Source organism: Bacteroides nordii (assembly GCF_019930665.1).
GTDB classification, from domain to species: Bacteria; Bacteroidota; Bacteroidia; order Bacteroidales; family Bacteroidaceae; genus Bacteroides; species Bacteroides nordii.
Map to the genome: position 1 here is coordinate 2,488,547 of NZ_CP082886.1, position 19,696 is coordinate 2,508,242.

29 protein-coding genes and 2 pseudogenes are annotated in these 19,696 nt (G+C 51.6%); 10 read left to right on the plus strand and 21 right to left on the minus strand.

Annotated features, from left to right (window positions below; genetic code table 11):
- The first annotated feature begins 3 nt into the window (after positions 1-3).
- From K8P02_RS09865 to K8P02_RS09905, 9 genes are all read left to right on the plus strand, one after another.
- Positions 4-219: a hypothetical protein gene (locus tag K8P02_RS09865; protein WP_005643957.1), complete on the plus strand. Its 216-nt coding sequence runs from the start codon at positions 4-6 to the stop codon at positions 217-219.
- A gap of 11 nt (positions 220-230) precedes the next feature.
- Positions 231-452 carry a hypothetical protein gene (locus tag K8P02_RS09870; RefSeq protein WP_005643956.1) on the plus strand — a complete coding sequence of 74 codons (222 nt, stop codon included), beginning with the start codon at positions 231-233 and terminating at the stop codon, positions 450-452.
- A gap of 23 nt (positions 453-475) precedes the next feature.
- A complete protein-coding gene (locus K8P02_RS09875; RefSeq protein WP_004310304.1) occupies positions 476-895 on the plus strand; it encodes a PcfK-like family protein in 420 nt (139 codons plus the stop codon).
- Positions 892-2,157, plus strand: coding sequence for a PcfJ domain-containing protein (locus K8P02_RS09880; protein ID WP_004310303.1), 1,266 nt, complete (start codon positions 892-894; stop codon positions 2,155-2,157). The genes K8P02_RS09875 and K8P02_RS09880 overlap by 4 nt, the downstream gene beginning before the upstream one ends.
- A gap of 24 nt (positions 2,158-2,181) precedes the next feature.
- Entirely contained in the window at positions 2,182-2,439 is a 258-nt protein-coding gene (locus tag K8P02_RS09885; protein WP_005827305.1) for a hypothetical protein, read from the plus strand.
- A gap of 31 nt (positions 2,440-2,470) precedes the next feature.
- Positions 2,471-2,689: a DUF3873 domain-containing protein gene (locus K8P02_RS09890; protein WP_008770680.1), complete on the plus strand. Its 219-nt coding sequence runs from the start codon at positions 2,471-2,473 to the stop codon at positions 2,687-2,689.
- The gene (locus K8P02_RS09895; RefSeq protein ID WP_004310302.1) at positions 2,629-2,934 is read left to right on the plus strand and encodes a DUF6956 domain-containing protein; all 306 of its coding nucleotides are present in this window, start codon (positions 2,629-2,631) and stop codon (positions 2,932-2,934) included. The genes K8P02_RS09890 and K8P02_RS09895 overlap by 61 nt, the downstream gene beginning before the upstream one ends.
- A gap of 53 nt (positions 2,935-2,987) precedes the next feature.
- Entirely contained in the window at positions 2,988-3,296 is a 309-nt protein-coding gene (locus K8P02_RS09900; protein ID WP_004310301.1) for a hypothetical protein, read from the plus strand.
- 116 nt (positions 3,297-3,412) lie between these two features.
- Positions 3,413-3,634 (plus strand): DUF7688 family protein, encoded by a 222-nt coding sequence (locus K8P02_RS09905; RefSeq protein WP_004310300.1) that lies wholly within the window; start codon positions 3,413-3,415, stop codon positions 3,632-3,634.
- Positions 3,635-3,696: 62 nt separating this feature from the next.
- On the opposite strand, the gene K8P02_RS09910 is transcribed toward K8P02_RS09905, so the two are convergent.
- The 21 genes and pseudogenes from K8P02_RS09910 to K8P02_RS10010 form a co-directional block, all read right to left on the minus strand.
- A complete protein-coding gene (locus K8P02_RS09910; protein WP_005827312.1) occupies positions 3,697-4,224 on the minus strand; it encodes a glycoside hydrolase family protein in 528 nt (175 codons plus the stop codon).
- Positions 4,221-4,727 (minus strand): DUF3872 domain-containing protein, encoded by a 507-nt coding sequence (locus K8P02_RS09915; RefSeq protein ID WP_005827314.1) that lies wholly within the window; start codon positions 4,725-4,727, stop codon positions 4,221-4,223. The genes K8P02_RS09910 and K8P02_RS09915 overlap by 4 nt, the downstream gene beginning before the upstream one ends.
- The gene (locus K8P02_RS09920; RefSeq protein WP_004310298.1) at positions 4,727-5,626 is read right to left on the minus strand and encodes a toprim domain-containing protein; all 900 of its coding nucleotides are present in this window, start codon (positions 5,624-5,626) and stop codon (positions 4,727-4,729) included. Before K8P02_RS09920 ends, K8P02_RS09915 begins: the two co-directional genes overlap by 1 nt.
- Positions 5,627-5,634: 8 nt before the next feature.
- Entirely contained in the window at positions 5,635-6,210 is a 576-nt protein-coding gene (locus K8P02_RS09925; protein WP_005827316.1) for a conjugal transfer protein TraO, read from the minus strand.
- A gap of 2 nt (positions 6,211-6,212) precedes the next feature.
- The gene (gene traN, locus K8P02_RS09930) at positions 6,213-7,199 is read right to left on the minus strand and encodes a conjugative transposon protein TraN (protein ID WP_005827318.1); all 987 of its coding nucleotides are present in this window, start codon (positions 7,197-7,199) and stop codon (positions 6,213-6,215) included.
- 69 nt (positions 7,200-7,268) lie between these two features.
- Positions 7,269-8,624, minus strand: a complete 1,356-nt coding sequence (traM, locus tag K8P02_RS09935; protein ID WP_053397342.1) for a conjugative transposon protein TraM — start codon at positions 8,622-8,624, stop codon at positions 7,269-7,271.
- Positions 8,605-8,913: a TraL conjugative transposon family protein gene (locus K8P02_RS09940; RefSeq protein WP_004308924.1), complete on the minus strand. Its 309-nt coding sequence runs from the start codon at positions 8,911-8,913 to the stop codon at positions 8,605-8,607. Before K8P02_RS09940 ends, traM begins: the two co-directional genes overlap by 20 nt.
- A 6-nt stretch (positions 8,914-8,919) precedes the next feature.
- Positions 8,920-9,543: a conjugative transposon protein TraK gene (traK, locus tag K8P02_RS09945; protein WP_004308925.1), complete on the minus strand. Its 624-nt coding sequence runs from the start codon at positions 9,541-9,543 to the stop codon at positions 8,920-8,922.
- Between the two features lie 31 nt (positions 9,544-9,574).
- The gene (gene traJ, locus K8P02_RS09950; protein WP_025868175.1) at positions 9,575-10,579 is read right to left on the minus strand and encodes a conjugative transposon protein TraJ; all 1,005 of its coding nucleotides are present in this window, start codon (positions 10,577-10,579) and stop codon (positions 9,575-9,577) included.
- Between the two features lie 3 nt (positions 10,580-10,582).
- Entirely contained in the window at positions 10,583-11,212 is a 630-nt protein-coding gene (locus K8P02_RS09955) for a DUF4141 domain-containing protein (RefSeq protein ID WP_004308927.1), read from the minus strand.
- Positions 11,213-11,242: 30 nt separating this feature from the next.
- A complete protein-coding gene (locus K8P02_RS09960) occupies positions 11,243-11,626 on the minus strand; it encodes a DUF3876 domain-containing protein (protein ID WP_004308928.1) in 384 nt (127 codons plus the stop codon).
- A gap of 37 nt (positions 11,627-11,663) precedes the next feature.
- Positions 11,664-14,168: a TraG family conjugative transposon ATPase gene (locus tag K8P02_RS09965; RefSeq protein ID WP_005827325.1), complete on the minus strand. Its 2,505-nt coding sequence runs from the start codon at positions 14,166-14,168 to the stop codon at positions 11,664-11,666.
- Entirely contained in the window at positions 14,165-14,497 is a 333-nt protein-coding gene (locus K8P02_RS09970) for a DUF4133 domain-containing protein (RefSeq protein WP_004311206.1), read from the minus strand. The genes K8P02_RS09965 and K8P02_RS09970 overlap by 4 nt, the downstream gene beginning before the upstream one ends.
- 10 nt (positions 14,498-14,507) lie before the next feature.
- Positions 14,508-14,618, minus strand: a pseudogene (locus K8P02_RS09975) (DUF4134 family protein); the annotation flags it as partial.
- 103 nt (positions 14,619-14,721) lie between these two features.
- Positions 14,722-15,990: a group II intron reverse transcriptase/maturase gene (ltrA, locus tag K8P02_RS09980; protein WP_223381425.1), complete on the minus strand. Its 1,269-nt coding sequence runs from the start codon at positions 15,988-15,990 to the stop codon at positions 14,722-14,724.
- A gap of 164 nt (positions 15,991-16,154) precedes the next feature.
- Positions 16,155-16,322: a hypothetical protein gene (locus tag K8P02_RS09985; protein ID WP_162173732.1), complete on the minus strand. Its 168-nt coding sequence runs from the start codon at positions 16,320-16,322 to the stop codon at positions 16,155-16,157.
- 211 nt (positions 16,323-16,533) lie between these two features.
- A pseudogene (locus K8P02_RS09990) lies at positions 16,534-16,731 on the minus strand (DUF4134 family protein); the annotation flags it as partial.
- Between the two features lie 201 nt (positions 16,732-16,932).
- Complete coding sequence (locus K8P02_RS09995; protein WP_005643920.1) at positions 16,933-17,673, minus strand: hypothetical protein; 741 nt, start codon at positions 17,671-17,673, stop codon at positions 16,933-16,935.
- Positions 17,670-18,032: a DUF3408 domain-containing protein gene (locus tag K8P02_RS10000; protein WP_004311203.1), complete on the minus strand. Its 363-nt coding sequence runs from the start codon at positions 18,030-18,032 to the stop codon at positions 17,670-17,672. The genes K8P02_RS09995 and K8P02_RS10000 overlap by 4 nt, the downstream gene beginning before the upstream one ends.
- A gap of 23 nt (positions 18,033-18,055) precedes the next feature.
- Positions 18,056-18,505: a DUF3408 domain-containing protein gene (locus K8P02_RS10005; protein WP_004311202.1), complete on the minus strand. Its 450-nt coding sequence runs from the start codon at positions 18,503-18,505 to the stop codon at positions 18,056-18,058.
- A 5-nt stretch (positions 18,506-18,510) separates the two neighbouring features.
- Positions 18,511-19,266, minus strand: a complete 756-nt coding sequence (locus K8P02_RS10010; protein WP_005643916.1) for a ParA family protein — start codon at positions 19,264-19,266, stop codon at positions 18,511-18,513.
- Positions 19,267-19,436: 170 nt separating this feature from the next.
- Here K8P02_RS10010 and K8P02_RS21835 point away from each other — a divergent pair, with 170 nt between their 5' ends.
- On the plus strand, positions 19,437-19,634 hold the full coding sequence (locus K8P02_RS21835; protein ID WP_445544278.1) for a hypothetical protein: 198 nt from the start codon (positions 19,437-19,439) through the stop codon (positions 19,632-19,634).
- The last annotated feature ends 62 nt before the right edge of the window (positions 19,635-19,696 follow it).

The following is a 19,696-nucleotide window of genomic DNA, read 5'->3' on the forward strand; positions in this document are numbered from 1 at the left end:
GCTATGACAGCAACGGTAAATTTCAGACAAATGGCGCAATACATAGGGCTTGCGATATGCACCCTAATCATGCGCACCGCCTTTTGGGTGTCCGGCATCCTTTGGTACATCGTCAGAGAGATAATAAACGGAGTGTTCCGAGTGGCAATAGGGGTAATCGTGGCTATTCTTTCCGTTATCCTGTTCTTCGGCTTCATTCTTTGGTTATTCACCCTTTAATCCCTACCGACATGGCAAAGAGAAGAAGCAAGACAGTGGAGCAACAATGCAGATACTACGAGGTGGGCAACATCTTCGAGTACATGGTGGAAACATACCTCAACGGCAATATGTCCGTGTTCCGTGGACTCTACCACGAACTGAACAAGAACGCACGGAAGGACTTTATAGACTTCCTATTGAGCGAGGTTGAGCCGATTTATTGGAGGGAGATTTTGAAACATACTATTTGACAACTCATAAAAACGACAGCGATATGAAAGGAACAGACCATTTCAAGAGAACGATACAGATGTATTTGGAACAACGTGCGGAGGAAGACACGCTCTTTGCGAAGAACTACCGCAATCCAGCCAAGAACATTGACGATTGCGTAACCTACATTCTGAACTATGTGCAGAAAAGCGGTTGTAACGGCTTCACGGACGGAGAGATATACGGACAAGCAGTACACTACTATGACGAGAACGAGATTGAGGTGGGCAAGCCTATCCAATGCCAAGTGGCGGTGAACCACATTGTGGAACTCACGGCAGAGGAAAAAGCAGAAGCACGTCAGCAGGCAGTCCGCAGATACCAAGACGAGGAACTCCGCAAGTTGCAGAACCGCACCAAGCCGACAAAGGCGAAAACAGAAACCCAAGTTCAACCCTCATTATTTGATTTTGGCTTATGAAACCGAGAAACAAATTTGAAAAAGCAGTTCTTGCCCAAAGCAAGAAACTACGCCCGATAACCCCGATACAGATAAATTGGGCATTCCGTAATTGCGTGGAGCATTATGCACACCGCTTGCCGAAAGGTCGTACCACTTGTATGGATTGCGGTCATAGTTGGGTAATGACGGAGCAGACCGAGCATTGTACGTGTCCCGAATGTGGAGCAAGTTTGAAAGTCTGCCTCACCTATCAGCGCAAGGTAAGACAAAAGCAGTATTTCACAACCCTTACCACAAGCGGAGAATACCAAGTGCTACGAATGTTCTTGCTTGTCGTGGGTATGGAGAAAGGGGTTAATGCCAAGTCCTATGCCCTTGAAATCGGGCAGTATTGGTGGAATGAACAAGGGCGTAAGGCTGTTGTTGCCATTCCACGCACATTGGGATGCTACATCGACACGTTCTCATTCGCTTCTCCTTTTGCTATCCGCAATGACAATGAAGCGTACCGCCATATCTCATATTCCCCGATATATCCAAGATATAAGGTGTTGCCGACGCTCCGCAGAAACGGCTTTAACGGCAATTTCCACGACATTGTACCCACCAAACTAATACCGGCATTATTGTCGGACAGCCGTGCGGAAACGCTGTTGAAGGCAGGGCAATATCCCATGTTGCGCTACTATCTGTACCACTCTTTCAATATTGGAGAGTATTGGGCTTCAATCAAGATATGTATCCGCAACGGCTATACTATTGAGGACGGCTCAATGTGGCGTGACACCATAGACCTCCTGCGTCATTTCGGCAAGGACACAAACAGCCCGAAATACGTTTGCCCTGCCGACCTCAAAGTTGAACACGACAAGTTGGTGGCAAAGCGCAACCTGCAAAGGAAACATGAGCGGACTGAACAGCAACGCAGGAAAGCGATTGAGGACGAGAAACAATATCTGAAAGCTAAGGGCATATTCTTCGGACTTGCCTTTACCGACAGCCTTATTTGCGTCAAAGTCATAGAGAGCGTGGAAGAAATGGCAGAGGAAGGAAGGACGATGCACCATTGTGTGGGCGGTTACCACAAACGAAAAGACTCCCTTATCCTATCCGCCACCATTGACGGAAAACGAATTGAAACGATAGAGGTGTCACTAAAAACTTTTGAGGTGGTGCAGTGTCGTGGCGTATGCAACGAGAACTCCGAATACCACGACCGCATCATCGCCCTTGTGAACAAGAACGCCAACCTTATCCGCCAGCGGATGAAAGCGGCATAATATCGACATCTAACAACTAACATTATGGAAGTAAGATTTGAAAGCATGGTTTTCCTATGGGATGATAAAATCCCCACGATGTTCCTTGAATTTATGAACCTCCTCACTCTTTGTCAGAGTGAGGAGCAATTAAGGGCGAGCGTCAAGGACTTTGCCGAGAAACACGAACTTGACAAGTTCTTCCTTTACGGCTTCGGCTCTCATCATTTCTACCTGCACCAACGCTACACGAGCGACCCCGAAATGGTGATGCAACACAGAGTGCTGTCTGTACATTTCTAATCATCTAAATAACAACGACTATGGCAACAAAATGACAATTAACGGAGTAAGCACCTGCCAATCGGCAGGAACGGAGAACTACGAGAAATTCCAAACGGGTATCGACAGACGCAAACGCACCCTTGTGCAATACGACTACCGCCACACGGACGGGGAACTTTTCTCTTGTGTCAAACCCACATTAGACGAATGTCGAGCCGCACGGGACAAGTGGCTAACGGCAAAGGAAAGGAAGGAGGAGAAGCGATGAACGAAGCAGGCTACCAAACGCTGATAGTCAAATTCAGCGAACCCATTACGGCATTGGACGGCATCTTTGACGATGCCGAAGCGTGGGGAGTTGATACCCTAAAGGGGTGGATAGACAGCTATGAAAGCAGCCGTTTCACTGCCATTGACAGCCATACGGCAGTCATCACGAGCGAGTATAGCATGGAATGTCTGAAAGAGTGGCTGGAAAAATGCACACCCATAACCGAGAAAACAGAATTTTGAACATTGGGGCGGTGTCCGCACCGCCCGAACCATAAACCTAAAAGACAACGGATATGATAGCAAAGACAATTTTAGAGCAGATTGGCGGCAGACGCTTTGCCGCCATGACGGGAAGCAAAGACTTCACAGACATGGGCAACGGCTTGCGCATGAGCCTTGCGAGGAACAAGACCAGTGCCAACCGCCTTGACATCATCTATGACGGAGGGGCAGACCTATACAATATGCGTTTCTACCGCAAGACGTTCAGCAAAAAGACATTCGAGAGCAGGACGAAGGACATTGAAACGCACGAGGGGATATATTGCGATATGCTGGAGGAAATGTTCACGATGGTAACGGGACTTTACACCCGCTTTTGAGGGGTGGGCGGCAAAAGCCGCCTACTTTCTTTCATGAGCATGATGGCGGATAAGAAAGTAGGCAAAGAAACCTTTGTACCAATCTACGATAGTATTCACAAAAACAAGTTTTAATCATGGAAACAATCAGACAGAACGGAAAAACCATCTTGTACAGCAACGACGGCATAAGCATAAAGATGGTTTTCAAGAACCTTACGGGCAGGAATTTTCAAGGTCAGGAATATACAGACTATATCCGGCATATCGCAATCGGCAGCATGGGATTTTCACCCGGTATCATAGAGCATTGCAGGGACGGTGAGGTTGCAGGCAAAGGGACAATCCCGAATGTATGAAAACTGAAACTCCGATGAAGTTGGCGGCTTCATCGGAGTTTCTTTCGTCAGACACTTATTCTTTATGGTACATACAGCAGCGCAAACTCAGCCTTCCTTCGTTTGAGCAGCATGGCGTGGCGTTTCCCCTTATAGTTACAGAAAGCGATATACTCCCGGTAGATGTTCCTGTCACCCGCCTCCAGCTTTCGGATTAGCGTGCTTTTGGGTATCTTCCCACTCCCCAAAAGACGGTACGGACCGACATTGTAGGCGAGCGTGGCAAGCAGAAGCGAATCCTTCCCGAACTGCTGGAACATCGCGCAGAACTTCCGCAGGTCTTTTCGCAGAAGCGCGTCCGCCTGCCGCTTCGTCATGGTGCGTGCCGAATACCTTTCCCCCGGCTGCAACCGATGTCCATATCCTACATACGGGTGATGTTTTTCCGAATGCCAGCCCTCAAAATACTTCGTGCATCGCACCGCCCTCTCAAATGGTGGCAGCCGGTAGATAGCCGCCTGCCCGTCCGTTCCCTCATGGCGTCTGTTCCGTGCGGACACGGAACAGACCGCCAGAAGCGAACAGAGGATAGCCATGAATACACGCATCATCGTGTAAGGGGCTTGAAGTTCCCGATGGGGACAACAGTGATAACCCCGTCATCCTTCACGTTTCGGTTGTTGAAGTCAAATTCCAACTCATAGGAGTTGCCGAAATTGTCCTCCACTACCACGATGAAGTTGTGCGCCTCGTCACCTTGCGCCGTGTAGTACAGCCGGAACTTCTCGTTTTCGAGCAGGTAGCGGTCATTGGGCAGGAAAGTGATGCCGTTGTCCATTTTCAGTGTGCCCTCACCCTCGAACTGGAAATACCGGATGGTATAGAGGGTATTGGCGAAATCGCCCGTTTTCTTCAGCTCACAGCGGATTTCCACCGTCTGCCCCTTTGTGACCTTGTTCGGCACGGGCATGGTTTCCACCGTGAAGGGATAGGATTGCTGGATGTCCATATCGTCGTCGCACGATACGAATGTGAATGACACTGCGGCGAACAGGCAGAGTGCCAACGCCTTGAAGATTGATGTTCTCTTGTTCTTGTTGTTCAGTATGTTCATTATTCTTTGATTTTTAGATTGTTGTTCTTTTGTTGTTTTCTTGATACTTGTTGCAGGTACTCGTTCAAGTCCTTGCAGCCTTGATAGATGCCGGAACGGTCTGTCACCTTTCCTCCGTAGCGTGTCCGCAGGGCTTCCATTGCCCTGCGTCCGGCTTCGTCTCGGTCGAGGTAACAGTCGATGCGCTCGTACCCGTCCAGATGTTTCAAAGCCTTTTCCACGTTGGCGACGGAGTTCAGCACAAGGCAGTCACCCGTTGCCAAACCGAGCGTGACGGCGGACAGGAAGTCCATAAAGCCCTCGAACACGCTGCACACGTCCGCCGGGATGTCCCCCGCCTTGACCAGCGACACGTCCTTTGGTGGTACGCAACCCTTGAAACGGCGGCTTCGGGTTTCATAGCCGCCCGACACGTTCGGAAAGCCGACGGCAAAGTACCGCTTACCACGCACGCCGTAGTTCAGGCGGCAGCAGTGGCGGGATGCAACGGCATAAGGGATGCCTCTTTCCTTCAAATACTCCGTCAGCGGAGAGCGGAGCAGCGGGACGGCTTCCACTCCCTCAAAGGCAGGTTCGGACGGTTCCGGCAGGTACAACGGCTTTTCTGCTGCGGCAAGCGGCATACGGGCGGTTTCCGCTATGAATCTCGCCTGCGCCATGAAATCCCCGCTTCGGGTAAACTCCCCGACAAGCGTGAAGATGTCGCCGCCCTTGCCCAAGCCGAAGTCGTACCAGAGCTGTTTCGCCACGTTCACACGGAAGGAGGGCGTGCGTTCACTGCGGTATGGCGCACGATACCACAGCTCGTTTCCGCTCCTTCGGACAGGCTCATGTCCCAGCCGTGCGAGAAAGTCCGCAATGGGTATCTGCCTCATATTCTCAATGTCCGTCCGTTCCATGCGACGTGTCAGTTGATGATTATCTTGACGCCCGCCCCGAACTGCGTATGGAACTTCCGTGTGTCGCCACCCCACAGCAGGCGCTCCCGGAGGTTGGCGAGCAGGGCGATACGGTCAGCCACGTAAAACTCCACATCGAGCGTCAGCGCACCGCCGTAGATGAAGGCGTCCCGGTCATGGAGCGTGGAGCCGTCATGCAGCACTTTCTCGCCCCAATTCACCGACTCATATCCGGCGAGAGCCGAAGCCCCCGCATAGACGAACACTATTTTACGGGCGTCGGAGAGTATCTTGAAATAATAACCGCCCTCCGCCGTGAACTGCGCCACAGGTATGGCGGTATCCTTGTACGGGTTGTTCTTCAAGAGGTATTCGCCACCGAACACCCACTTGTTACCGTTCTTCGTGTAGGTGGAGAGAGCCGCCCCGAAACTGTAACCGCCATTGTTGCCACTTAAACGCATACCGTCCACAAGGTTAGCTCTCAATTCGATGCCCTGCATCTTCGGCAGGCACCGCTGGGCGTGCGCCTGCCCCGTGAAGAGGGCAAGCGATGCGATGATGATTGCGATGTGCTTTCTCATGGTCAGCGCACTTGAAGTTCGTTGATGGTACCCGCACGTACCAAGTCCTCGTTCTCAATCACGAAGGACTGATGACGGCCTCCGTTCTTCTCGTTCAGCTCCACCACGAGGCACTTGCCGTCGGGGATGGTGAACTTCGCCATCGTGAATACCGTGCGCTCGCTCTTTCTGCCCGGCACACAGGTGGCATAGTTCTGCGCACGGAGCGGCAGGATGATCTGCTCCTGCACGGCGGTACGCTTCGCCACCTTCTTGTCCACGATTTTCCACGTGATATAGTCCACATCGAAAGGCACGTTGCTTTGGTTCCTGATTTCCGTGTGGAAATAGAGAAGTCCGTTGTGCGTGTAGATGCCTTTCAGAAGGTACTGGATGCCGAAACGCTTGCAGCCGATGTGTTTCACCTCACGCTTGTTCTGCTTGTAAATGGACTTCATGATAAGGCGCACCAGCATGGGACTTTCGCTACCCAGCTCTTTCAGATAGATTTCCTGCGCGTTGTTCGGACGGTTCACCGCCTCGCCGTCATGGATGAAGTCGCACATCTCCACGTTGAGCAGCAGCGGTTCGGCGGCGTACTTCACGTTGAAGGTGTAGAAACTCCCGTCCTCCGTTATCACGGACATATTGGTTTCGTTCGGGAAGTTCCTCACGGTCGCTTTCACGCGGATGACGTTCTCCGCTCCGTCGGCTTTACCCGCAATCAGGTCGGGCGAGCCTAAATCGACGTAGCGCACCTCCGAGGGGAAAATGACGTGGACGGTCTTGTCGTAGGTCACTTCCAAGCCGTGCGGGGGAACCATGCGGTCGAAGGTCAGCTTCTTTGTCAGCCCGTGATACAGATCGCCGTCCGCCTCCTTCTGCGGATAGACCTCCTTTGTCAAGGTCGGTTGTTCACTTCCGTTGTCCGTTACAACGGTTACGTTCTCCTGCGCGTTGGCAGTTACGATGCCCATAGCGAGGGCAAACATGATGATTACTTTTTTCATTCTACTTTGGATTTTAGTGGTAAATAAAAATTTGGTTGTTGTTTTTTTAGTCGTTGATTGTTATTGTTTTCAATCTCTGTCCTGATATAGCATGACCTTGTATCCGGATTTCAGATGCACCTTGACGGTACGCATCTTCTTGGCGATATACTGGCTCGTGCCTTGTATCAGCCCCTTGCCCAAGTCGGAGGCGAGCTGCGCCCCTGCGTTGGTGGAGATATTAATGCTGCTGCCCAGCGAGCCGCCCATGTTGGCGGCAACCTCCCTGACGGCGTTCATCTCCATCGAGTTTGGAATGAAGATGCCGGGCTGTCCGTCCGTGTCATACACCGCCAGTTCTACCGGTATAATCGTACCTGCGTACTCCAGCGAAGTAATTTCAATATCGAGTCGTTCGCCCTGAATCTTTGCCGTGCCTACCACCACTGCATTGCGGGGTATGATTTTGTCCGCCACTGCCATCGGCTCCAGCAGCCGTAATCTTACCGCCTGCCCGTCAGTCACACTCTGCGCCCCATAGACACACGCCGATATGGTGTTCCTGTCCGATACAGTCGTGACACCCACCGCCGTATTGAAACTGCGGTTGCGCTCCTGCGAGAAGGAGGCGACAAACTCAGCGTTGCTCATCGGCTGTGAGAGCGAAGATACCACCTGATGCGTTACCTGCCTGACAGGTGCAGCCGTGTTCTTTCCGGCTTTCTGCACATGGTAAGGTTCTGCCGCCTGTCCGACAGGTGGCTGTGTACCGTTCTGACCGCCCATGTACTTCGCCGCCAGCTCGTAGGACTTTTCCATGAGTGCCACTTGATCATCCATAGAGGATGCCTTGCCTTTCTCGGTTTCCAGTTCCGATTCCAGCGAGGCGATACGCTCCAACAGTTCGTCCATTTCCGCGTTGTCGTTCTTCGGCTGCTCATAGAAGTTGCCGAGCGTGGTATTGAGGTCGCGGTAGGCAGCTGCGGAGGATTGGATGGTTTTCGGAGCGGATGATTTTGCTGTTGCATCTTCCGCATTTCCGGGATTAGCAAGGTCGAAGTCCCTGCCGCCGTCCGTTTCCGCCACCTCGCGGTCGAACATATCGCCCAGTTCCTGCATGGCGCGGCTGCGGTTCTCCTGCCGTTCCTCCATTGCTCCCTGTTCGTAGGCTTTCGCCTTGTCGCCGATGATCTGGCGGTTCGCCTTGTCAGCGTCGGGCATTTCGATGTTGTAACCACCCGTTCCCGGTTGCTGCTCCTTGTCGGAAGACGGGGCGAATGTCAGCCACATAGCACCGATGAATACCAGCACTATAGCGGGCAGCACTATCATTTTCTGACGTTTCAGCCTTTGGGCTTCGGTCAGCGGCTTGCGCTCCTTCTTCGGTTTCCCGTTGTCGGGAGCCGCCTTGTTCTCGTTTTTAGGTTCATTCTTCGTCTGTTCCATATAAATAAGGTATTACATTATGATTGTTGTCCGGCTTTATGGACAGTTCCACCTGTCCGGCATGGTCTGTTACCATCCGGCTGCCGTCATTCCTGCCGATTTCATAGACGGCTTTGCCGAAGGTGTAGAGGGCAAGCACCGCAAAGGCGGCGAGCATCGCCAGCACGATGCGCCTGCGTGTCTTCGGGGGCAAACCGTCCAGATAGCCTTTGAGCCTTGCCACCAGCATTTTCTTTTTGTCGTGGAGCTTCCAGTACGCACGCCAAAATGATTTTTTGATTTTCTTCATGTCCGTTTACCTTTTGATGGTTTGTAAATCCTTGTTCTCGATGATGGTGAATCCCTCGATGGTGAAACCGTTGGGATTGTCGTCCGAACGGGACGAGTTCAAGAGGCGGCACGTAGTCACGAGGCTGCGCTCGGTGACGTTGCTCTGCCGGATGATCTTCTGCGTGGCGTAGGTCACGGCACGGTAGGGATAGCCGTTGAAATCGCACACCACGCTGTCCACCTTCAACACCTGATTGATGTTCCCGGCGATGATGCGGTTGTAGTACCCCTTCTCGGCAAAGTCCGAATAGTAGTTGTACACGCTTTTGTCCGCTAATAGCAGGGCGCGTTTCACGTTATGCTCTATCGCGCTCTTTTCGGGTGAGAGCGTGAAGAACAGCTCGTGGAAACGGCGCACGTGTTCCCTCGCTTCTGCCGGACGGTTCTGCGACAAGTCTTGCGAGAGAGCCAGCATCAGCGACTTGCCGTTGTCCAGCACGTAAATCTTTTCCCGTTGCCGCTCCGCGAAGCGGTAGGAACTCCACACGCTCCATACCGTTATTACGGCACACAACGAGAGGAAGACGATACCGAACAGGCGTATCTGCCTGAACGATGATTCGATGTTTTTAAGTGACTTAAATTCCATTGTTGTTTATTCGTTTTTAATTGTCAGTTGATTATTTCAGCAGCTTCCCGACACGTCCGACCACGTTTCCTGCGGCTGCGCCCGCCACGCTGCCCGCCATACTTCCGGCTCGTCCTGCCGTCTGGTTCACGTTGCGACCGTAGCTTCCCATGCCTCCGGCTTGGATAATCCAGCCTGCTACCGTGGGGATGGTGAAGTAACCAATGATGCCGATTATCATGAAGACGATGTACACCCCGTCGCTCGAATCCAGCGAGAAGTTCGGGTCAGCCTGCATCCGTTCGATGTCGCTTTGCAGCATCAGCACTTGTATCTTCGCCAGTATGGTGCTGAACATATCCGACACGGGCAGCCACAGATAGACCTGTATGTAGCGGCATATCCACTGTGTAAGCGTGCTTTGGAAGCCGTCCCACACCGATATGGCGAAGGCTATCGGACCGAGTATCGCCAGCACCACGAGGAAGAACGTGCGGATGGTGTCTATCACGAGGGCGGCGGCTTGGAACATCAGTTCCAGTATCTCGCGGAAGAAGTCGCGGATGCCCTTCTTCATGTTGTACATCCCGCACTCGATGTACATCCCCGCCATCGTCACCATGTCGCCGGGCGACCAGCCCAGTTCTTCCAGTTGTTTGTCAAACTCCTCATTTGACACGAGGTAGGCGGTTTCGGGATTGCGCATCATCGCTTCGTACTCCAGTTTGTCCTTCTGCTCACGGTATCGGTTCATGTCCAGCGTTTCCGCCTCCAGCATCTTTGCCGTACCCTGCACGACGGGCGACATGATGCTGTTTATCGTACCCAGTACCACCGTCGGAAAGAACATGATGCACAGACCGATAGCGAACGGGCGGAGCATAGGGAACACGTCTATCGGTTCGGCTCTCGCCAGCGACTGCCATACCCGGTAGGCCACATAAAAGAGTGCGCCCAGCCCGGCGATGCCTTTCGCCACGCCCGCCATGTCCCCGCATAGCGGCATCATCTGTTCGTAGAGCGAGCGCAGAATTTGGTGAAGGTTGTCGAAATTCATAGGCTACCAATATCTTTCGTTCATGTTCCCGTACAGCCCCATGATGCGGTCAAGGTCGTTTTTCTTCTTCGCACGCAGGTAACTCACGCTAATGTTCTTGTTGGTGTAGTAGCTCACGAGGTTGCGGTAACGCTTCATTTTGGAGTAGCAGCGTTCCACCACGTCCATGCGCTCCTTGTCCGTCATGGAGAGCGTGGTGATATTCACCACATTCTTCAGTTCCGTCAGCACATCGTTGGATTCCTCCAATAACTTGGTGTAGCCAAAGGCGATGGCTCCCAGTTCCTCCACCGTGAAGTTGTCGTCACGCATCATCTTCTGGAAACTGGTCACATAGGTGTCGGTGATGTCACCCACCATCAGGATGGTCTGCTGCACCTTCCGGGCGTCCTTTACCAGATTGTTCACGGATTTGAGTGCGTCGTAATACTTCTTGCCCTGTTCGTAAATCTTCACGGTCTCTTGAAAATTTTTTATCATATTCTGGGCGGTCGTGGAAGTGTGTACCACGTTCTTCGAGGTGTTCACGATGCTCTGCGCGATGTTGGACGGGTCTATCACCGCCCACTGTGCGCTTGCCCTGCCGACTGCAAACAGGCACAGGCAGATAATAAGTGTTATTCTTGTTCTCATGTTACTTTGGATTTTAGTGGATTTCATTATTTATTGCTCGCCTATCGGATGGTCCGGTTTCGGGTTCACACGCACGTAGTCCCCGTTCGGCGAGAAGGTCAGGATGTCCGTCGCCTCGTTGTAGGACACGTCGATGCGGAATCCGGTGTTCATGAACAGATTGCCGTTCTCCTCCTGCAAGAGATAGGTTTCCGGCTTCAGCTTGCGGCGGATGCCGCTCCGCTTGAATACCGTCACCTTATAGGCTTCGCCCTCCTTGTAGATAAGCACGTCGGGCTTTCCCTCCACGCTCTCCCAGTTTCCGCAAAGCAGGTCGCGTCGGTTGTCCGTTATGTCGCAGGATTGCAGCACCATGACCGCCAGCCCGATTAAACACTTGCTGACTTGCAGCATTTTCGTTCTTGATATACTCATACGCATTTTCTTTTTTAGTTGATGAATCTGTTTCTATTTATTCCTTTTTTCTCCGCCTTTCGGCAAGCTGCCGGATGACGGCTTCAATGTCGCCGCCCAACTGTTCCGCCAGACGGTAAACCTCTACTTTTTCCGTTTCTTCGGTGGTGTACGCCAGATACTCTTCAGCACTAACTTCGGTGGCATAGACTGCCGACTGCGTGCCGCCCAGTCCTATCCACACTTCCTTGTAGAGCCTTGACGGGTTGTTCGCCATGTTGATGGAGAGTATCTGCGACTTCTCTTTCTCCGTCAGACCCAACAGGGACTGTATGGCATCAAACTTGTTCATGTACTTCCGCTGGTCAAGGAGTATCTTGCAGTCGGAGTTGTTGATGATGCTCTCCTTGACGACGGGCGAGGAAATGATGTCGTCCACCTCCTGCGTCACCACGATTGCCTCCCCGTAATACTTGCGCACGGTCTTGTACATATAGCGCAGGTACTCAGCCATGTTCGCCGAAGATAGAGCCTTCCAAGCCTCTTCCACTATCAACTGTTTCCTTACGCCTTTCAATCGGCGCATCTTGTTGATGAAGGCTTCCATGATGATGATGGTCACCACAGGGAAAAGCTCGCGATTTTCCTTTATACTGTCAATCTCGAAGACGATGAACCGCTTGCCGAGCAGGTCGATGTTCTCCGTGGAGTTGAGCAGGAAGTCGTAGCGTCCGTCCCGGTAATACTGCCGCATGGTGGTGAGCATATTGTCGATGTTGAAGTCGGACTTCTCCACCTTTATCTCACGTTCCGCCAGTTCGCGGCGGTAGTCGTCGCGCATATACTCGTAGAAGGTGTTGAACGAGGGGACGATGCTCCGGTCAGCCCTGATACGCTCGATATAGGCGTTCACCGCACTGCCCAGTTCGCCGCTCTCCGTCTTCGTCACTTTGTCGTCCTCCGACTTCCAGAGCGTCAGCAGCAATGTCTTGATGCTGTCCTTTTTCTCCACGTCGAACACGTAATCATCGGTGTAGAACGGGTTGAACGAAATCGGTTTCTCCTCCGTGTAGGTGAAGTACACGCCGTCCGCCCCGTTTGTCTTGCACCGGATCATCTCGCACAAGCCCTGATAGGAGTTTCCCGTGTCCACCAGCACCACGTGCGTACCCTGCTCGTAGTATTGCCTCACGAGGTGGTTCATAAAAAAGGATTTGCCGCTGCCCGAAGGACCCAACACGAACTTGTTGCGGTTGGTCGTGATACCCCGCTTCATCGGCAGGTCGCTGATGTCGAGGTGCAACGGTTTTCCCGTAAGCCTGTCCACCATCTTGATGCCGAAGGGCGAGAGCGAACTGCGGTAGTTGGTTTCCTCCGTGAAGAGGCACACCGCCTGCTCGATGAAGGTGTGGAAACTCTCTTCCGCCGGGAAGTCCGCCGCGTTGCCGGGCATCGCCGCCCAGTAGAGCGTCGGGCAGTCGATGGTATTGTGGTGCGGCACGCACTCCATGCTTGCCAGCTGGCTGCCCACATCGTTCTTGATATGCTTCAGTTCCTCCGCGTCATCGCTCCACGCCATGACGTTGAAGTGCGCCCGTACCGAGGTCAGCCCGTAGGAATGGGCTTCGTTCAGGTACTGGTCTATCCACTCGCGGTTGATGCTGTTGCTCCGGCTGTATCGGGATAGCGACTGCATATTCCTTGCGGACTTCTCGAACTTCTGCAAATTTTCCTCGCTGTTGTCGATAATCACATACTGGTTATAGATGTGGTTGCAGGAAAGCAGCAGCCCCACGGGGGAGGCGAAGGAGAGGCGACAGTCCGAGCGGTCGGTGGAGAGTTTCTCGTAGCGGATGTCGGTAGCCACCTTTCCTGGCATATCCTCCGCGTCGGAGAGGGTGTGCAGGCACAGGCGGTTGTCACCGATACGCATTTCTTTTGCCGAGAGGTCGATGTCCTGCAAGGTCGTGTCGCCTTCGGGCATGAGCGAGAAGTAACGCTCTATCAGCCCGGCGGACTTCTCCGTCCCGACAATCTCGTCGGTGGAGAGGCGGCGCAGCCTCACAAAGCCGCTGTCGTTCATGATGCGCTCGAACTGTTCGGCGGCCTCCATGAACTTCCCGGCGGTTTCCTTGTCCAGCTCCTTCGGGATGATATGTCCCCGGCACAGCGTACTGAAGTTGCTCTGCATACGGTTACGTTCTTTCGTCGTCTTGGTCAAGTAGAGATAGCAGGAGTGTTTCAGGTACGGACGCTCGTTGAAGTGGCGTTCAAAGGAACGGCTCAAGAAACTCATGTCGTCCTTCTGTAACTCCGGCATATATTTCTCCTTGATGAACCAATCCTGCTTATGCACGACGCAGAAGTACGGTAGCACCTTGATAGCCTTGCACCAGCAGCCGTGTATCGCCTCGTACTCTGCGCCCGTCACGGTGTAAAGCTCCGGCAGTTCCACCTCAAAAGCCACCGTGATGTCGGCGTCTTTGGAGATGATGCAGCCATGCTCCACCGCCAGCAGGGGGAACTTGTTTTCCAGTGTTGTCATTTTGGATGTATTTCTCATGTCGTTTCTTCCTTTCGTTGCCGTTTGAGTAATCGGGTGATCCGCCGTCGGTTGATAAGGTATCGGGGATGGCTCCTTGCCGCTCCCAATTTCATCAGCCCGTGTTCGCCGTACCGGGCGTTCAGCGCGAAGGTCTGCCATACGAGGACGGAAGACGATGCCGCGCCGAAGCCGATACATATCCACTGGTCGATGCCGACCATATAGAGGATGACGAACAGGACGAAGAGAGCCAGCAGACCTCCGCAGAAGATGAAGAGGTACTGAGCCTTCAAACCCTTGAACTCGACCGGACGGCCGATACCCTTGTTTATCGGGTATTCAGCCATACATTGTTTATTAAAGGAAGAATGAGCGCAGGATAGTGGCGGCGACAATCAAGAAGATACAAGCCCCGAACCACGAGGCGGCGGTCTTCGAGGTGTCCGGGTCTCCGGACGAGAATTTTCCGATCGAGTAGGCAAAGGGAATTTCACCCTAAGCCTCTCACAGAACCGTACGTGAAAGTCTCCTCTCATACGGCTCTTCTTATTCGGTCAAACTGCATAGTGCGTTACTTTCGTTTCCGATTTTTCTCACTGGCAGTAGGTTTGACACCCCAAGCCCAGTGTGCAAACAGATTAGGTTTCTGCAAAGCAATATCACCCAACCTATGTACAGTCGCTGTCTTGCGTTTTCTCAAACCTTTGAATTTCCTACGACCCCAACGGACAAGCCTGTCATTGACATGCTGAAGAACCTCTTTCAATATTCTGGGATTATGTTGCCCATAATAGTTTATCCACCCTTGAATGACAGGGTTGATTTCTTTCGCAATATCCTCCAGTTCCATTGGAACCCAATGATTGGAGTTCCAATTCTGAATGGCTTCCCATATCTTCGTCCTCGCTTTCTTACTGATTGCGGGAGAGAAGTTCAGGAAAACTTCACCGTTGGCATCTATCGAACGTCTTGGTCTGAATGTGTAGCCAAGAAAGTCAAATTGGATGCACTCATAAGGTATATCACGATGATTCTTCTTGCAATAGACAATTTTCGTCTTGTCTTCGTTAAGTTCCAACTTGCACTCGGCAAACCGTTTCCTTATAGCACGTAATATGAACTCTGCCTGTTTCAGACTTACGCAGTGGCATATTGTATCATCAGCATATCTTTCAAATGAAATGTTCGAGTGATTTCTCCTCATCCATTCGTCGAAAACGTAATGCAAAAACAAATTCGCCAAAATCGGACCGACTACCGAGCCTTGCGGCACGCCCTTAGTCCTTTCTATCTGTGTCCCATCTTTCAACTGGTAAGGAACGGACAACCAACGCTTGATGTAAAGCATTGCCCACTCGCATTTTACATGCCGTTCAAGTGCCTTTATCAGGAGTCCATGGTCGATATTATCAAAGAAGCCCTTGATATCCAAGTCCAGTACCCAATGAAATGTGTAAGAGCGTTCTTTCGCTTTTCTCACTGCATCAAGTGCAGACCTGTTCGGTCTATAAGCATAGGAATCCTCATGGAAATAAGGTTCTATACCCGGCTCGATAGTCATTACAACTACCATTTGAGCCACACGGTCTCCTATCGTTGGTATGCCAAGAGGACGTTTTCCACCATTGGATTTTGGTATTTCCACCAGCTTTACAGCAGGCGGAAAATAACTACCCGAACTCATGCGATTCCATATCTTATACAGATTGCTTTTGAGATTGCTCTCAAAATCTGCAATGGATACGTCATCCACACCTGCCGCTCCTTTGTTGGCTTTTACCCTCTTGTATGCTTCCATGACAAGATGTCTGGAAATTTCAAATGACTTTGCGTCTTTCATTAAATCCTCCTACTTTTAATAGTTGTTCAATTCAATTCGCTGAATAAGCTAACCCCTTCGCTCCATTCCCATTACAGAAACTTCAACACTACTACGGGTTAGTCTGTCCCTATACAGAACATCGGTACTTTCACCCTAACAGGGTCTCTGCTTGGATTTTTCCCTTAACATTTCTGTACAGGTTCCCACGTTCCTCGTAAGAGCCACCATGTAAATCGTGCCGCCTCTATACCGGATGCCGCCAAAGCAGTAAGCAGGTTTCCCTTTGGCTTGTCCCGAACCAAGTCTAGGAGTTCGGTTTTGACATCGTCTTGTGTATTTCGGTACCTCATCAACGGTTCATTTGCATTCACCTTTTACATGGACACCTGCCTGCCTTCTTACAGACTTTTCGAACATCGCTCACGACCATAGCTCTTTACTACAGCCGCATGTCGTGGTTTGAAACCTCCTCCTGTAAGGCGGTTTCGAGGGACCTACCCTCATCTCTTACGAAGCACCGAACTATCGTTATTCAGGCGATAGTTCGCTCGTGGCACACTACACTTTCACGCCACCGATAAGCCCGACTACCGCGCCGATGGCGTAGATTAATTTCGTGCCGGGGTCGAAATACGAACTCACCATAGAGGTGGCTTCGTTGATGCCAGCCAGACCGTTTCCCTGTGCGAAAGCGGAGGCGGTTGCGGCAATCATAAGTGCCGCAGCGATGATTAACTTTTGTCTGATGTTCTTGTTCATAAACTGTTCTTTTTTGTGCCGTCCAAAGGGTGGATAGTCCTTTTTCGGGCGGTTGATACTTGATTACTTTACTTTGGTTTTAGTGGTTGCCCGTTTGTTTCTACGGACTTGGGGCTGTCCGTTGCGGGTTGGCTGTACCTTGTACCGCCGTGCGCGTGGGTGTCGTCATTTTACGTTTTCATTTCCATTCTTTTTTAGTTGTTATACATAGTTTCGGAAGTCGAACTCCTCGATGTTGTCGGGAATCACGAACACCTTTTCCTTTTGTTGTGTCACGGTCATGTTCACCGTGTCCACGAAAACTGCCATCGCCTTTGCAATCCTCTCGCTCATTGCTTCATCGGTCAGGCGTTCCGTTATTCTTGTGAAAAGCTCTGTCCCGTCCAGTTCCGTCATGACCTTTCCGGCGTGTCGCATTTCCTCATCGGATGGTGATTCCTTCCGTATGGTGTGTACTGCCATGTCAATATCCTCGAAGCTACTTCCCGAAGCCTGCTTTTTGTCTGGTTCTTCATCCTCCGGTTCATCTTCTCCGTACTCCAGTTCCGAGGGCGGGATGCTCGTGAAGGTTTCATCGAGTTTGTCCTCCGGTACTTGTGTCGGGCGTGAGACGGTTTCCGTGTTTCCGTCGTCAAAAGTAGCCTCTTCCTCCGACAGCTCAATGCCTTTTTCCGAAGTGGCGGCTTCTTGCGTCGGTATGGCAGCGGTTGTCCGGGTCGATGCCATCTTGAAACGGCTCTTGCCAATGATGTCCGAGGTGTCTGCGTGAGGTATTTCCTTATCCTTTCCTTGCTCTGCCACCGTACTGTCCAATGACCGCCACAGCCCGGCAATATGTCTGAAGAAACGGATGAGCTTCGTGTCCATGATGCGGTCATAGAACAGCAGAAACAGAAACCACACGTTGCAAGCAACCGATACGATTAAAAACGCCTTTGTCATAATCTTACTTTTTGGGCGTTTTCAATCTGTTCCATGTACTGCTGCCCGTATTGTCGGAAATGGTCGCGGAGGATGTTATCCACAAACTTGCCGATGCTCAAACCGTTTCCCATCCGACTGGTAACGATAGCGACTTTCTCATGAATTTCTCGGCTGATGTATATACATTGCCGCGTTTTGATTTCCGATGCTTGCAGGAAAGTCGAGAGCGGTTTGTCTCTGCCTTTATCCTTGCGGAAGTCAACGTCGGTATTTTCCTGCCCGTAGTCGGTTACACACTTTGCTGCACGGACAGCGGTTCTTTCACTCTTTCCTGTTTGCAGATACTCAGCCTGACGGTTCTTATTTGTTCTTTTCATACTTCTTTGTTGTTTTTGAGTGTTTATAAATTATAGGATTCCATGTGCCGTTTGAACGATTCGGCTATCTCGTCTTGGAACAGCGTGAAATGGTGTGTCAGCACGTTGTCAAGAAATGCCGCGATAGTCACTTCGTTGCCTCCGATTACATGAAGCATCTTCTGTATGCGGTCGTGGTACTCCTTGCGGATATAGACCTGCTTGCCGAGCCTTGCCGTGATATTGGAACCGCATATGAATACTGTGTCATAATCCAATTTTTCCGGCTTGCTGTTCCTGCGCCTGCGTTCCGGCTCCTCTTTGGAGTGCGAGGCGGGTGGAGAAACGGCTTCTTGTATCGCTTCTTTCGGAGGTGGGACAGGAGCGTTCCCGTCCGTGCTTCTCGCTTCCGGCGGAATGCTTGTATCGTCCAGTCGAAATGAGTTGATTACGGCTTCGCTGTCGATGTCCTCGATTCTTGTTTTCTTTGCCATGCCGTTCAGTTTTTGATGATGCCGAGAATCTCATCGACGAGTTTGTCGAGGTTGCTGCCGCGTACCAGTATTTTGTCCGCCGGAAACGCCGTGGAGCGGAATACCGCCTTGCGTTCTGCCGCCGTCTCCTTGCGGAAGCGCTTACTGTCCGGTAGATGTGTTTCCAGAATGGGCAGGGCGAACTCGGCACAGACCTTGTCGTATGCCTTGTAAAGTTCAGTCTTTTCGCGTCCGTCCACCATGTTCCACACGAGGTAAATCCCTTTGATGCCGGACTTGCCCGTGCTTATCATCTGTTCGTTGATGACAGTGGCGAACTTGATGGAACTCTCCATCACCACACGGTCGGCGATGATGGGCGTGAAGATATAGTCCATTTGGGAAATGGTCTGCACCACATCGGCATTGTTGATTGTTCCCGGCAGGTCGAAGAACACGAAATCGAGGTCGGGCTGCGCTGCCACCAGATTTTCGGCGGTCTTTACCGCATCTTCCGCACGGCTGCATCTGATGGTGTACGGGTTCTTCTTCAGTCGTTTGAGCTGCTCATACGCCAGCACCTTGTAATGCCCGTCCTCCATGACGGCTTTCATGTCACGCTTGCGCATGTCATGGATACTGTACTGCGGGAAATCGCAGTCCACCACGGCTACGTTGTAGCCTTTCACATAGTGCAGATAGCTTGCTACAAGCACTGTCAGGGTTGTCTTACCCGCTCCACCTTTCTGCGTGGAGATTGCCACATAAGTTGCTTCTTTCATTTTTTTGATAATTTATTTGGTTATACATCTGTCCGGTGGCGGTAGCGTATTGTCATTAGTACGTACGCACGCACTCCCATTCATTTATTTATTCACTCCTTAATCCGGCTGTGCCTGCGGGTATTCATCGGTTTGTCCAACCGTCCATGCTTTTATCCGTCCGCACGGACGTGTGCTTGGAAAACTATCTGAATACATACACCTGTTTTCAACCGTTTGGATTGATGCCCGGATTGCTGTCCGAACATCTGGCGGAAGGAGTGTATTTTCAGTCCCACATCCGAATCACACTGCAAATAAACAAGGATATTTTGGAACTTGTATCACTTCTCCGGCAAGTGGCAGCACGTTGCGCCGGTTGGCACTGATTGTCCGGGGCAAGCCTCTGTCGGACATCGCCTTAAGGGCGTAACTTTGCACCCGAACGGCA